The sequence below is a fragment of the Flavivirga aquimarina genome, assembly GCF_030540835.1.
Taxonomy (GTDB): domain Bacteria; phylum Bacteroidota; class Bacteroidia; order Flavobacteriales; family Flavobacteriaceae; genus Flavivirga; species Flavivirga aquimarina.
In genome coordinates this window covers 78,958-94,090 of record NZ_JAUOEK010000142.1, presented here as the reverse complement: position 1 = coordinate 94,090, position 15,133 = coordinate 78,958, and the positions used below count along the sequence as shown (strand labels likewise).

At 29.1% G+C, this 15,133-nt stretch carries 12 protein-coding genes; 1 reads left to right on the top strand and 11 read right to left on the bottom strand.

What is annotated here, in order from left to right; genetic code table 11:
• Positions 1–3 precede the first annotated feature (3 nt).
• On the bottom strand, positions 4–1,410 hold the full coding sequence (locus tag Q4Q35_RS15115) for an MBOAT family O-acyltransferase (protein ID WP_303278839.1): 1,407 nt from the start codon (positions 1,408–1,410) through the stop codon (positions 4–6).
• Between the two features lie 582 nt (positions 1,411–1,992).
• Here Q4Q35_RS15115 and Q4Q35_RS15110 point away from each other — a divergent pair.
• The gene (locus Q4Q35_RS15110; protein WP_303278838.1) at positions 1,993–3,855 is read left to right on the top strand and encodes a right-handed parallel beta-helix repeat-containing protein; all 1,863 of its coding nucleotides are present in this window, start codon (positions 1,993–1,995) and stop codon (positions 3,853–3,855) included.
• Positions 3,856–3,931: 76 nt separating this feature from the next.
• On the opposite strand, the gene Q4Q35_RS15105 is transcribed toward Q4Q35_RS15110, so the two are convergent.
• The 10 genes from Q4Q35_RS15105 to Q4Q35_RS15060 all read right to left on the bottom strand — a co-directional run bounded on the left by Q4Q35_RS15105 (position 3,932) and on the right by Q4Q35_RS15060 (position 15,130).
• Positions 3,932–4,792: a beta-1,6-N-acetylglucosaminyltransferase gene (locus Q4Q35_RS15105; protein WP_303278837.1), complete on the bottom strand. Its 861-nt coding sequence runs from the start codon at positions 4,790–4,792 to the stop codon at positions 3,932–3,934.
• The gene (locus Q4Q35_RS15100; protein WP_303278836.1) at positions 4,782–5,801 is read right to left on the bottom strand and encodes a glycosyltransferase; all 1,020 of its coding nucleotides are present in this window, start codon (positions 5,799–5,801) and stop codon (positions 4,782–4,784) included. The genes Q4Q35_RS15105 and Q4Q35_RS15100 overlap by 11 nt, the downstream gene beginning before the upstream one ends.
• A complete protein-coding gene (locus tag Q4Q35_RS15095; protein WP_303278835.1) occupies positions 5,794–6,891 on the bottom strand; it encodes an EpsG family protein in 1,098 nt (365 codons plus the stop codon). The genes Q4Q35_RS15100 and Q4Q35_RS15095 overlap by 8 nt, the downstream gene beginning before the upstream one ends.
• A gap of 128 nt (positions 6,892–7,019) precedes the next feature.
• The gene (locus tag Q4Q35_RS15090) at positions 7,020–7,895 is read right to left on the bottom strand and encodes a hypothetical protein (protein WP_303278834.1); all 876 of its coding nucleotides are present in this window, start codon (positions 7,893–7,895) and stop codon (positions 7,020–7,022) included.
• A gap of 55 nt (positions 7,896–7,950) precedes the next feature.
• On the bottom strand, positions 7,951–9,381 hold the full coding sequence (locus Q4Q35_RS15085) for an MBOAT family O-acyltransferase (RefSeq protein ID WP_303278833.1): 1,431 nt from the start codon (positions 9,379–9,381) through the stop codon (positions 7,951–7,953).
• Positions 9,382–9,419: 38 nt separating this feature from the next.
• Positions 9,420–10,628: a glycosyltransferase gene (locus tag Q4Q35_RS15080; protein ID WP_303278832.1), complete on the bottom strand. Its 1,209-nt coding sequence runs from the start codon at positions 10,626–10,628 to the stop codon at positions 9,420–9,422.
• Positions 10,625–11,731: a glycosyltransferase family 4 protein gene (locus Q4Q35_RS15075; protein ID WP_303278831.1), complete on the bottom strand. Its 1,107-nt coding sequence runs from the start codon at positions 11,729–11,731 to the stop codon at positions 10,625–10,627. The genes Q4Q35_RS15080 and Q4Q35_RS15075 overlap by 4 nt, the downstream gene beginning before the upstream one ends.
• A complete protein-coding gene (locus Q4Q35_RS15070) occupies positions 11,728–12,726 on the bottom strand; it encodes a glycosyltransferase family 2 protein (protein ID WP_303278830.1) in 999 nt (332 codons plus the stop codon). The genes Q4Q35_RS15075 and Q4Q35_RS15070 overlap by 4 nt, the downstream gene beginning before the upstream one ends.
• On the bottom strand, positions 12,726–13,646 hold the full coding sequence (locus tag Q4Q35_RS15065) for a glycosyltransferase (protein ID WP_303278829.1): 921 nt from the start codon (positions 13,644–13,646) through the stop codon (positions 12,726–12,728). Before Q4Q35_RS15065 ends, Q4Q35_RS15070 begins: the two co-directional genes overlap by 1 nt.
• A 5-nt stretch (positions 13,647–13,651) precedes the next feature.
• Positions 13,652–15,130, bottom strand: coding sequence for an O-antigen translocase (locus Q4Q35_RS15060; protein ID WP_303278828.1), 1,479 nt, complete (start codon positions 15,128–15,130; stop codon positions 13,652–13,654).
• Positions 15,131–15,133: the final 3 nt, after the last annotated feature.

Here is a 15,133-nt window from a genome sequence, read left to right as displayed (position 1 = left end):
AGTCTAAAATTGAAAATAGATAAAAGAGTTTTGCCTGTTAATAGCGAACAAAACAATAATTAAAATATAAGCAAGACACATGCTATATTTTGCCAGTTTAGTTCGTTCTGTAAACAATTCGTAAACCTTACTATTGCCCTTGTAGTAGTATATAGCTTGCACAACTAAAATTAGAAACACACATAAGAATAATTCAAAATAGTTGTTTAATATGTTAATATGTAAACTGCTATTAAAAAACAACATATTTTTTAAATAAAGCATAGCATGGGATATGTTTGGAGACCTAAAAAAAACAAGTGTTAAGATAATTAAACAGATCCCTGTAAACCATCCTAATAGCTCTCTAAGCTTTTTAGAGAGTTTCAGCATATCAAAAATAGAATAACGAATCGGTTTGGTAGCAATTTCGATAACTAGTAATAATGCATTTAACAAGCTCCATACTACAAATGTCCAATTGGCTCCATGCCATAATCCGTTGACAAAAAACACAATAGAAACAGCTATAAGCCTTGGCATTCTGCTATTTTTAACTAAAGGTCTGTATATAAAATCTCTTAGCCATTGTGTGAAGGAAATATGCCAACGTTTCCAAAATTCAGCAATAGAAGTTGCAAAAATTGGCTGGTTGAAGTTTTGAATCAAATCGTAGCCCATGGTTTTAGCTGTACCCAAAGCTATCGACGTATATGCCGAAAAATCATAATATATCTGAAAACAAAAGAAAACGCTTCCTAAAACCAGGGATAAACTATGTGGTGATTCCGGATTCCTAAAAGCCTCATCTACATAAATTCCTAACCTGTCTGCTACTACAAGTTTTAAGAAAAAGCCCCAGGCCATGATAATGATGCCTTGTTTAAGATTGTTGATGTCAATTTTAATATTGGTCTTTAATTGTGGAAGAAGTCTCGAAGCTCTCTCTACAGGCCCCGCTACCAATTGCGGAAAAAACGAAACATACAAAGCAAACTTGCCTATATGCCGTTCAGGTTTAATCACACCTCTGTAAATTTCTATAGAATAGCTCATAGTTTGGAATGTGTAAAAGCTAATACCTATAGGAAGCAGAATGTTATTAAAATTATAGGAATCCACCTCTTGTTCGTTTAATAGTTCCGTCCCAAAGAAATCAAGAATCCACTCAATATTTGTTGTAAAGAAAAATAAATACTTGAAAACAAATAGGATGCCTACATTGGTGACAATACTTAAAGCTAAAAAGCTTTTTTTAATAGATTTCTTTTTTGCCTCATACATCTTAATACCGCAATAATAGTCCACAAGGGTAGATACTATCAACAATATGATGAGTTCAGGCTCATGAGCCATATAAAAATAATAACTTCCCAATAGAAGCCATAACCATCTATATTTATGACTTAAGACATAAAATCCTATAATCATAATAGGCAAAAAAAGTAGAAATTCGAACGAATTAAATAGCATCTATACTTTATAATTAGTGAGGGAAATTTAGTAACAAACATAAATCAATTTAACAAAATCTCACTAAAAATTAAGTTGAAATGAAAATATAATGGTTCAATCCCTTCGGTTGCATTTCATCGAATTTTTCACCATATATTATATGCATGTTATCGTATTTTATCCTTTCAGGTTAACATCAATATAACTTTAAAGATACATTCTCTTAAAACTCAATGTGCTTTGAGTTAATTATCTGAATATTAATACGTTGTTGATAAAAAGTTATTAGAACTTATTAACAATTTTTAGATATCATGACTTAACACTCTATTTTTAAGTTTTTTAAAATTATTGTTGAACAATCCAGATTTAGTTTTTAAACGTATATAGTTTTAATTGCAATTATCAAAAAAACATTTAATCGTATAAATGTGCTTTTAAACGATATTTAACAGGTTTTAACATGTGTTTTGTCGAAAAAATAATACATTTTAACGATTATTGTAAAAAATATTTTTAGTATTGAGTAAATTATTAACACCCCAAATTTTGATTATTATGAAAAGGATTTTAAAAACTATGCTGTTTGTCATAATTTTAGCGATATCGGCGATATCATGTAATAAAGAAGAGTTATTTGTTGAAGAGCCCGTTATAGTGGTTGATGAGGAAGACCCTACGAACGATGAAGATACAGATGTGGATGAGAATGACGAAAATGAAGTTGATGCAACTTTACCATGTGATTTTACACTGGAAAATATAGAATCAAATTCTACTGTGACTATTAATTGTATTATGGATCTTGGAGGTCAAACAGTTAATTTACCTGCAAATATTACCATTGACTACGATGGTGGAGATATTATTAATGGAACACTTAATTTTGGAGATGGAGGTTTAATTGACGGAAGTTTCTTAAATCCATCACTAAATCTTACAGGATCAAGTCCACAAGTTAAAGATCCAATTTTTACTTTTGATCCAGATCGATGGGGTATTATTGAAGGAAAAGTTTCTGATGAAATTGCTTTAAAAAATAAAACAATTTTGCAAGACATAATTGATAAAGCTCCTAGTATAGGTATTTCAACTTTCGTTTTAGATAAAATGGATGCTTATTTTAAAGTTGGTATATATGGCACGCCAAAAGATTTGGCAGAAGACGCAATTCATTTACCATCAAATTTTACTTTAGAAATGTCTGATGATACTTATTTAAGAGTTCAACCGAATGACCTACCTTTTTCCATCTTATTAGCATTATATGAAAAAAATAATGTTAAAATATCAGGAGGTAATTTAATAGGTGATCGCTGGGATCATGATTATAAAATAATTAGTAATGGTACTGTTAATAGAAGTTCTCATGAATGGCCAGTATTACTTCAATTGTCCGGAGTAAAAAATTCGGTTATAGATAATGTCTATATGTCTGATGCTACTGGGGATGCTTTTGTTTTAGGTAACCCGAATGAATATAGATATAATGGTTCAATCTTCAATGAAAATATAATAGTTAAAAATTGTACTATGAATGAGTCCAGACGTAATAACATTACTGTTTCTGATGGTGACGATTGTGTTATTGAAAATTGTTTAGTTACTAAAGCTGGTATAGGTTTACAAGAAAAAGACGCTAGTGGTAATACTACTCAGTATAATTCTAATGGAGTACTTCCCAGAACAGGATTGGATATTGAACCTTTTATTGGTGGTGATGATCCTAATAATCTAGTGTATTATGCTAGAGTACAGAGGCTTTTAATAAAAGGCTGTACATTTATAGGTAATGCAAATGGCAGTATTATTGATTACGCAGGAGAAGATGTTGAAATAAGAGATAATTTTTCTGATGCTGCTATTAGTGCAAATCATGGGTGGAGAACAAAATTTATTAATAATACGTTAGAAGCTGCTGATAATAGAGAGGGAGTAGCCATATCTACAGGTTATAGTGAAGGAAGTTATGAAGTTAAAGGAAACACTATTTCTGGGTTTAGAGTAGGTATAATTGCCAATGGAGAATCTGGTGTGATATCTGAAAATACCATAACAGATTTCAATGTTGGTATTGAACCCAAGCGAACGTCAAGTTACATTTTTGAAAACAATGTAATTAATGGAACTGAAGGCGTTGGTATTTCGGCTTTTCAAGCTTCTGGGAATATGATATTTACTAACAATCGTATAGAAGTGAACAGGTCTCCAATGAACTGGCAATTAACTAATTTAGATAGTGAATCTGCAAACAATTCGGTTACTTTTGATAATAATCAATTCATTGCCAGAGAAACCGGCTATTATGTTTATGTAAAAGAGAGTCCTAATGTTACTATTAAAAATAACACACTTACCAAAGCTAGATTGCTAGTGGTTGACTCTCCCAACTTTACCGAAACTAATAATATTGAGAATTAAGATATATTTTTATGTGTTAAAAAAGCTCCTTATAAAAATCATAAGGAGTTTTTTTTACTATTGGGATTAAAAATCTCTAACTATTTAATTTATTTAAAAATGAGTTAATAAACTTTTTATCTCTATTAAAGTTAAACTTACGTGCAAATAAAGCATTACTTTTTAGTAACAATTTTTCATCATTTTCATTTAATACTCTGGGGAATTCAGGACCTGTTTCCCAATCAATATATCTCAAATCATTATTAATAACTTTTTCTTTTAATACACTATTATTCATAATAATGGTTTGAATCCACATTTCATCTGTTGCTCTGGAATATTTTAATTTTTTTAAATATTCAGGGTTCGAGTTTAAAAAATTAAAAACAGCCTTTAAGGCTTCATGTGTTAAATTTAGCCATTGAGAACCAGCATAAAGCTTTATAGGAAAACGTTTTATTTTTATTCCAAATATTCTTTGCACGTAAAGTAATATTCTATTTATAGCTTTTACAGTATTTCTTGATTTTATTTTCATATACCAATATCTGTCAACTCTATCAAATCCGTTATTGAAAGTCCATGTTTTTATAGGCAGAGGATTAGCATACATGTATATATTACTATTGTTAACAGTCAAAAAATCAATAATTTCTTTGTTTGGTTTTATTGGGAAATCATCTCCACTAATAAACAAATAATGACTATGATTATTTTTAAAGGCTTTTTCTAAAACAAACAACATGTTTTCGACCAGACTATAATCACCCCAGTAAACATTAACTTCCTTAAAATAGAATACATTATCATGCTTGGGTAATTCTGATATCAACAACGTAGATTTCTTATCTATTTGCACATAAACAATAAAATTTTCACTTAAGTGTTCTATTAAAGTAGTTAGCTGATCAGGGTTGTGGTGAGCAAGAATTAAAATAGCAATTTTATCTTCCATATCGTAGGATATTATATTTGCAAAAGATTATGCAACTTAAAGAGAATAACTGATATTGGTTCGCAAAAAAAACGAACCACTTTTTACTTTTCGTTTTTGGCTTAAAAACAATAGGGTATAAATCCTGATTTTTAAGTTTAATTATAATATTCTTTTTGATTTTTATTGTTTTAGTCTCTTTTAACACTCTTAAAAGCATTGTCGCTATTAATGCACTAACTCTTTTTTTTAAAGGTATATATGCTATCGATTCTTTAGTTACGTTTTTTTCTGTAAAACTGTTTATAGAGTTTAAAACTGTAAAAATGTCAAATATCATTTTTTCTTTTTTAACAAAGTTTTTTGTCCGTGTTATCGAACCTTCACGTTGCAAAAAATGAGCTAATATATCCTTGATTGCTATAATTTTTTTACTTAAGAAAACAGCTCTGGTATTAAACTCAATATCTTCGATATAAACATTTGGCATAAACCGCAAATTATTTTCATTTAAAAAAGTTAAGCGGTATAGTTTATTGCAAGCAGAACCCATATAGTTAATTTGTGATAAGTATTGTTCTCCTGTTAGTACTTCGTTGTTTGTAGTAGCTGTTGTAGAATAAGTAACTTTATTTTCAGGAGTTACCCCTTCAGCTCCAAATTCTAGTATGTCAATTTCGCGATTAACTCCTTTTTCAACTAATACTTTTAATGCATTAGGTAAGATATAGTCATCTGAATCAACAAATAAGATATATTGTCCATCAGCATTTTCTAATCCGGTATTGCGTGCACCACTAAGCCCCTGGTTTTCTTGAGTAATTATTTTAAGGTTTTTAGTTTTTTTCTTTATTTCTTCCAGAACATTTAAGCTACCATCTGTAGAACCATCATTTACTGCTATAATTTCAAATTTATCAGAGTCAACTTCCTGATTTACTATACTTGATATACATTTGTTTAAAAATTTTTCAACATTAAAGACAGGTATGATAATAGATATTTTTATTATAGATTTGGTGTTATCCATAGTATACATAAGACATTAAATAAGTAAAACTAAAATATAATAGAGTAATGATTCCTATTTTGTAAAATTGTTTTTTCCAAAAGATTTGCTTTAAGTAAGGGTAACAAATAACTATCCCCATTAAGAACCAGGATAAATAAGCAAACCTATTTGAAAAATTGGCTGTATTAACCATAATCCACATGGCATTACAAATTAGATAGGTATGTAGAATACGCTTATATAAGACATCCGAATATTTTTTTTTAATGATAAAATAATACCCTGCATAGACTGGTATGGCACCATATATTAAAAAATCATACCTGAACCCCACACTTTTAAAATCTTCAGCACTAGGTTTCGTTGCCAAATAACCACTTAGCTTTTCTCCCCCTAATCCTAATTGACTAAATAATGAAACGAGTGTAGGGCCGATTGCAATTGATAGGAAAATTGAGAACACCCAAAACAGAAAATATTTTTTTGAGTCATCTATAAAATAAGTGAGAATAAATGCCAAGACTGGTAATTTCATACTTTGATGTATACTCATGGCAATTAATAATACGACTATCATTAACACCCTTTTTTCACTTAATGAAATTCCTAAGATGAATAATGATGTTGCTATGCCATTTCGCATACCATTAACACCATATGTGTAAAATGAAAATGATGCTAGTAGCATAATGAATGCAAATAAATGGTATTTTGGAAACCATATCTTACTAGCAATGTATAGCGGCAAAATATAAAGGACGGCACACAAAACAAAAAACAAGTCAATAGAACCTAACTTGGCTAAATAAAACATGAACAAATCAAACCCTATATCACCCTCGGTAAATAAAGGCATACCTGATTTATACAATTCAAATGAACTTGCATAGGTAGACATATCGACAAAATAAAGCCCACTAATAGGCCTAAACCCAATAAATATTATTAGAAAAACCAGTATAAAAATAGATAAAGATCTATTTAAGGCAAATACTTTCTCTTCATATCCAGTTAATGTATATGTGTGCAATAATATACAAATAACTATAAAAAAGACTAAGTTTATATATATATCGTAATAATGCTGTAAAGGTATAAAATCAATCATCTATTAATCCAAAATGCTTTCATTTAAAATGTATATTGTAGTAAATTAGCGCAAAAATTAAAAATTAAAATTATTTATTGAAAATAATACGACATGATGCATTTAACGTTGTTATAAAGCTAGTCATTTTATTTTAAATCATTTTTTTGTACTATTGAATCACAAACAGATGTAGTGAAAGTAACACCTCCATATTTATCTAAATGGTGGCCATCATAAGTTTGAAACTTTAGCTTAGAATTAAGTTTGGTATAATTTAAATAAGTAATTTTATTTGTTTCACAAATATTCTTCATAAAAAGATCAAAATTTGGAAAGAAAATATTTTCTAATTCCAACACCTCTCTGTCAATAGGAGTTCTTACTATATAAACTTCTCCATGGAGTTTGAGATCTTTTATAAGTGTGTCCAGACTTTTTTTTCGGTAATCTGAAACATTGTAGTCTTTTATAAAACCTTTAAAAATTTTTAGCTGAGAATTTTTCCACTCTTTAAATGTAATACTATCCTTTGGTAAATTATTAGCTTCTAACCAACCATCTTTGTGAAGGGTTGAATTTTTCCTAAAAACACCTTTAAAATTAAAATAATTAAGGTTTTTAAGCAAGTACTCAAAATTAGGGTTAGAAGAAACATTTCTCATATTATGTGGGGGTGTTCCACTTTCTTTAAACTCGCCAGCTAGATTATTATTACTTTTTTTCGATCCCAACATCCAAGGTGACAATGAGATAATAAATAAGCCTTTTTTTGATGTGTCATCAAGTTTTTTTAATATACTTTTTCTATATAATTCTCCTATATGAGCTTGAGCTATTGTAAAGCTATAATTAGAGATTGGAAGTTCAAAATTATCTGCTTTAAGTTTTTTGTTAATAATTTTTGGCTGAAAGCCTTGTAACCCCCTGCTATCACCAATTATAAGAGACTTCGATTTTGGAGTTGTGAACTTGTTATAAAAAAAATCAATATAACACCCATACTGCATTAAGGCAGAAGACATTATTATTAACACTATAATAAAAAATGCAAGACATTTAAAAATAAACTTTTTCATATCAAAACTGAAAATAAATGAACGATTGTGATTGTGCTCCAAAAAATAGGATGATCATAAAAATTAACGTGTAAATTCCCCACCTTATAGAGGCTATTTTTAAATTGCTTAATTCCAGCCCATGTTTTTTATCCCTAAATAACCACTCGAATATTAATAAGATAAAAATAAACAAGAAGGGTTTTATATCGACACTAGGCATTGTTAGCATAGATTTAGAAAATAAACTAATTACATATGAAAAGCCCTGTTCTATAGATTCCGCTCTAAAAAAAACCCAAGCGATTGTTGTTATTGTAAAAGTTATTAAAACCTGATAAATTTCTGTAAAACTTATAAATAACTTGTTTTCTGCTATATTGTTAGTATGAATCCTATTCCTTTTTAGTAATAATAATGGTAAAAAATAGATTGCATTAAGTGTTCCCCAAAAAATAAAAGTCCAATTGGCTCCATGCCAAAAACCACTCACAATAAATATTATAAATGTATTTCTGATTTTTAGCCATAACCCTCCTTTACTACCACCTAAGGGAATATATAAATAGTCTCTAAACCATGTTGAAAGCGATATGTGCCAACGCCTCCAAAATTCTGCAATATCCCTAGAAAAGTATGGAAAAGCAAAATTTTGCATTAAATTAAAACCAAATAATCTTGATGTACCTATGGCTATATCCGAATACCCGGAAAAATCCCCATAAATTTGAAAGGCAAAAAAGATAGCTCCTACAGCTAATGTACTAGCACTATAATCTAAATGATTATCAAAAACCTGATTAACGACAATGGCACAATTATCAGCAACGACAATTTTTTTAAATAACCCCCAAAGGATTTGCCGCAACCCATTCACAGCATTTTTATAATCAAAACGTCTTTTAGTGTAAAATTGAGGAAGCAAATTAGTAGCTCTTTCTATTGGACCGGCAACTAATTGAGGAAAAAAACTTACAAAGGCAAAAAATGAAATGATATTTTTTGTAGGTTTTAACTTGCCCTTGTAAACATCAATGGTATAACTCATTGTTTGGAAAGTGTAAAAACTTATACCAACCGGTAATATCACTTCTAATGTTAATGGGCCAAATTGATAACCAACAGAATTAAAGGCATTAGATAACGATTCTGAAAAGAAATTAAAGTATTTAAAAACACCCAAAAAACCTAAGTTAACTATCATGCTTACAATCAACAAGCGTTTCTTTGTTTTTTTAGATGGCGATTTTTCTATTTGTAAACCGCAAGTGTAGTCAATAATTGAACTAAAAATAATTAATGATAAAAACCTCCAGTCCCACCAGCCATAAAAAATATAACTTAAAACGAGTAATAAAGTGTTTTGAAAATTTAGTCTTTTATGAAAAACGAACCAATATAAAATGAAAGCAATTGGCAAAAAAAACAGATATTCTATTGAGTTAAATAACATATTTTGTCTTTTGTTAAAACTTGATCTTTTACAAGTCGTTATTCTAAATACGAATCACAAACATAATCAACATCAAATTTTTTAGTTAGCTTTTTAGAATTCTTCGAAACAGAAATTTTATGATTCTCATTATTAATTACTTCAAACAAGGCATCAGCAACTTTCCTCTCTTCTTCTGAAATATTTAACGTATTTTCTGGGATTCCTATAATTCCCTTGTAAACGTTAGGCGTAATAATTCCACTCTCTACTTCAATATTTTGATTTGAAGAAATTACCTCGCTATGATTAAGACTCATTAATTCAGCTATACCATTTGTACAGTTTGAAGAAACTACCGGGATATTTAAAGCTATCGCTTCGATAATTACATTAGGAGTGCCTTCATAATGTGACGTTAATACAAGTGTTTTAGCTTTTGACAAATATTTATATGGGTTAGACTTACGCCCCATAAAATATACACTATCTTCAATGCTGTAATGTTTTATCATTTTGGAAATTATATTTATAACCTGTTTGTCCCCATCTCCAATAAAAACTAAATTAACATCTTTCTTTTCTTTTAATAAGCTAAATGCGTTTATTAGATGCCATGGCGATTTTTGCACAGACATTCGACCTAAAAATACAATAACATTCTTGTTGAATATGAGTTTTTCTTCATTATCCTCAATCTGCCTTTGCCCCAGCTCAAGTATAGTTTTCGTATCATGTGGATTGTATATAACCTTCAAATTCGATTCAAATTTATAGCCACAATTTTCGATCAAATCTTTTTTGATAGCATGGCTAATACTAACCATTTTATCAAATTTTCTATAGCTGGTTTTATAAGATAGGCGTGTTAATTTGCTAAATATGCTATTATTACTTAGCTCTACACTTTTAAGAGCATGTATACTTCCAATTTTTTTCTCATTAGTATATGTTAGCGCACTGAAAATATTCGTTAAATCACCAAAAGATATACTGTGAGTTATATTATGTGTTTTTATAATACGTCTAATTTTAATAGGCGTGAGTAGGTAAAACTTAATTCGTTCTAATTTATTAAAAGCATATAAATCCTTATTAGAAAGTATTAACTCATCTTCATTAAAATTAATAATATCGGATTCCAAACCAAAAAATTTTAGTGCCTTAACATTATAACCTTTATCTTTATAACAACTGTAAAAGTTTAAGGCTAAACGTTCCATGCCTCCAACACCTCCATATGGTAAAATCAACAGAATATTTTTCATTTTGTATTTGGTTTACGTCTTAAACTACAGAAAAGCGAATGCCATTGTCCAATTATTTGCTCAGGCAAATAATTTTTAGATTTTATTTGCGCGTTTTCGCCCATTTTAATTCTAGCAGTTTTATTGCTCATTAAAAATTTTAACTTTTCTACAAAAGCATCTTCATTGCCATTTTCAATTAAATAGCCATCTTTACTATTTGTAATAATATCTCTTGGACCACTCGGACAATCGAAAGAAATGCAAGGAAGTCCATATGCCATAGCTTCTATAAGAACCATGCCAAAGCCTTCAGATCTCGAAGTCATGGTATAAATAGAAGCGTTTTTATATTTACTCCCTATATCCTTTACAGGAGCATAAAAATTTACTTTATGGTGAATATTTAATTTCTTAGCTAACTTTAAATAGGTTTGATTTTTATCTATTTTACCAAAAATATCAAGTTCCCAATCTGGAAACGAATGAATGATTTTTGACCATATATTTAATAATATATCAAATCCTTTTTGATGGTAATGGGAGCCTACTGCTATTACTTTTTTTTGATTTAAACTTGAAACTTCTTTAGGGGTTAAAGAGAGTGGGTTAGGTATTACTTTTAAATTGGTTAAATTCCATTCTTTAAGATTATTAGCAGTTAATACGATAAAGGAGTTAAATTGTCTAGCTCCAAAATGCATTATTTTGTTTTGGAAATAAAATTTGAGCTTTTGTTTCCAACCTGTTTTATTAACAGAAATATGCTTTGAAGCATGCCTTTCATAAATTACAGGATATTTTTTAAATAAGACTAACGGTAAATAAAACCCTTTAATACCATCATCGCATACAGAAATACAGTCTGGATTGATCCTTTTAACGGCTGTTCTAATACTTCTGATATAACTTGATATGTATAAAATATTTTTACCTTTAATTTTCAGATCGTGTAGTTTAATCTTATTACTAAATGGGTAAAACAAATCTTTTTCGCCTTGATTTAAAGTGATAATATGTACTTCATAATCATAATCTTCCACTAAAGCACTCGCTTTAATCGATAGTACTCTTTCTAAGCCTGCAGCTGCGAAGATTTGATTTGTTATATAAAGTAGTCTCATCTATTAATATTTAAATAAAGTTTCCTTGCATTAATAGGAAATTTGTTTATAAAAAATCTTATTATATTGTATAAAATAGACTTATGTACTTTTTCATCTTTAATAGGTCTGAATGGGTGTAAATTGTTTTCTTTTAATTTGATTATCAGTTGTTTTAAAATACTATCATCAAAATCATTATAGATAAATTGTAAAAATAGGATTCTATTTATATCTGATAGTTTATTATTAATACCAATGTATATCAAAGAACTCTTTGGTAGCGTATTTTTAAACACATTTAATAAATGAGCTACTTTTATTATGGAGTAGTAATAGCGTATTCTAACTTCTTTATTCTTGTTATTAATAAAAGAGTTTTCACGATTTACGTAATAATAAATAATCTTTGATTCATGCATTATTTTTTTTACGTGTATCATAACTCTTGGCATGATTTCCGAATCTTGCATATTTATACGTTCTTCGAAACGAATATCATTATCTATAAATAGTGATCTTTTAAATAAATAAAGCCATATATAACTATGCTTATAATTTGCTAAATAAAATGTGTCCCCAGTCAAGTACGGTTGTTCTTTAAAATCTAAGCAGAAATCAATCCATTTAATGGACTCACCTTTTTCATTAGTACAACCAAAATCAAAGCTAAGAACATCAACATCATTTAAAAGAGATTTTGAAACTAAATCTTTTATACTATTAGTTTCAATAAAATCGTCTGAATCAATAAACCAAACGTATGTACCTTTTGCTAGTGTAATTCCTTTATTTCTTGCTCCTCCTAAACCAGTATTTTCTTGATTATGAATAATAATATTGGAATATTCCTTAGATACTTTGTTTATAATATCTATGGAGCTATCTGTAGAGCCATCATTAACAATAATAATTTCATATTCATTTTTTGACAAATCTTGATTTGCTACAGAACGAATACATCTTTCAATATATTTCTCAACATTATACACAGGTATAATTATACTTAGTTTCATTATTTTTTATCTTTATTTGAAAATGAGATATATGATAGTGGGAGTAACTTTGGAACAATTTTACCCCAAAAAGCATGTGTTCTGGAGATATTTCTAAAAAATAAATCAATAGCTAAAATGGGGGCCTTTTTTAAAAGATATTTAAATCTATATTTAAAAAAAACTTTTTTCATTGATTGCTCATAAATAAAATTCCTGGTACTCATAACACTTTGCTGGTGTATTCTATACCAAACAGTCTCTTTATCCATAAAATCTAACCTGAAATTATGTTTGGATGCCTTAATCCACATAGGATAATCTTCACATAAACGAATTTCTTCATCAAATAACCCAAGTTTATACAAGGTTTCTTTTTTTAAAAACCCTGTTGGTGCTGGAACATAAATACCTCCTTTTACAAGCATGTTATACTGCTCTTTAGCTATGGTGTTATAAAAACGTTCATCTATTACCGGTAAGTCTTGTCCATATTTAATGGTCAAATTTTCATTTTTCAAATAGGTTACTCTTGAAAATAGTAAATGGATGTCATCATTTTTTTGAGTCCAATTTATATTATCTTCTATACAATTATCTAAAAAAAGATCATCTCCAGCTAATAATTTTATCCATTGACCTTTAGATGCTTTAATCCCACGATTACAGTTCGCAGGGATGCCTTTATTGGTAATTGTCGTAACAATAAAAGCATTAATAAAATACTTTTGGTTTTCAACTAACCATTTATTACAAATGTCTATGGTATTATCTGAAGAGCAATCATCACTTATTATTAATTCTATATTCTTATATGTTTGGTTTTTAGCACTCTCCAGAGTCTCTAAAATAAATTCTTCCGAGTTGTATGTCAAGATAATAATAGATACTAAAGGATTTTCTTTTTGTTCTGTATTTCTTATCGTTTCCTTCAAAATCATTTAGACTATTTTTTTATGAATTTCCTTATTATGCTTTTAATATCTATTCGTTTATCTAATTCTCTGTATGAAATCCAACTAGTTAATATGATGACAATACCTCCTAAAATATACATGTAAGGTGTAACAATGTACCTAGAAATTAAAAAGCATAGAATTGCTAATAAAAATTGCAACCAAAATATTTTTAAAAATTCAGTTTTAAATGAAAACTGATATTTAAATTTTGCTATTACATATATTTGAATTAAAACTAAAAAATATGCAATAAAAAAAGAAATCCCTAAACCTTCAAGTCCGAATAAGTGATACCCTAAAATATTTAAACCTAAAAGATAACTGATTCCAAATAATTCACTCCAAAAGAAAGTTTTAGAGTCACCCTTAGCAATTAAAATAAAACCAATACACCAACTAACTATTTTAAAAAACATACCTAGAGCTGCCCAATGAATCATTTCATTAACAGGTGTGAATTTTGTTGAGTATAGCAAAATTATTATCCAGTTAATGAAAATTAAAAAAACCGATAAAAGAGGAGCAATTATTAGCACCCCTATTTCAGATTGTTGATTTACTAATAGTTTTGTTTTATCCTTACTATGTATAACTCCTGATAATCTCGGAAAATAGTCCGTACCCATAGCAGAAAATATAAGCCCAACATATGTCCCAATAATGGCAAAACCAGCATTATACAATCCAACATCTTCTAAGCTTCCTGTATTACTAATAAAGCTTCGGACCAAAAAAGATTCACCTACCGTCATTAATGCACTTAGGCTAAGCGTAAAACCAAGTAGCATCATACCTTTACCTTCAAGTATGATTTCTTTTCTTGAAACTAATACCTTTTCAACTCTTATTTTACTACTAAAGTACCAAGATATGAGTATTGCAAATATTGATGATAAAATCATAGTAGGCACGATACCGTCAATTCCATGATAATAATAAATGGGTAATGAAATTATCAAGCCTGATAGAGAACCGAGCATATTTGCCCTGGCTAAATATTTGAGGTGTCTCAAACCTTGAAGAAGTACCATTTGACCACTTGAAAGTTGATTTAAAAGAAGCGTAATTGAAAGCCAAATAAAGGCAGAAGTATATTCGTCATTACCAAAAGTGAATTCGCTAAGCCATGGGGATAATATAACAGTTATTACTGTGCCAAGTACCCCTGTTACCCAAACCAATTTTCTGAAAACCGCAATAACTTTAGCTATTCTGTTTTGGTCTGCTGTTGAGTCTGCAGCAGCAATATCTTTTACAGCACTATTGCCTAGTCTAAAGTTCGTTAAAGTACTAATTAGGCTTATAGCTGACATAAGTAAACCTGCTATACCCATACCTTTTGGACCTAACAGTACAGCTATAGCCTTAGACTTAACTATTGAAATAAGGATATTAAAAACTTGAACCCCTCCAAATAAAGAGGTGGCCTTCATGATTTGCCTGTATGACGATTGGTTTTCTTTCATTAA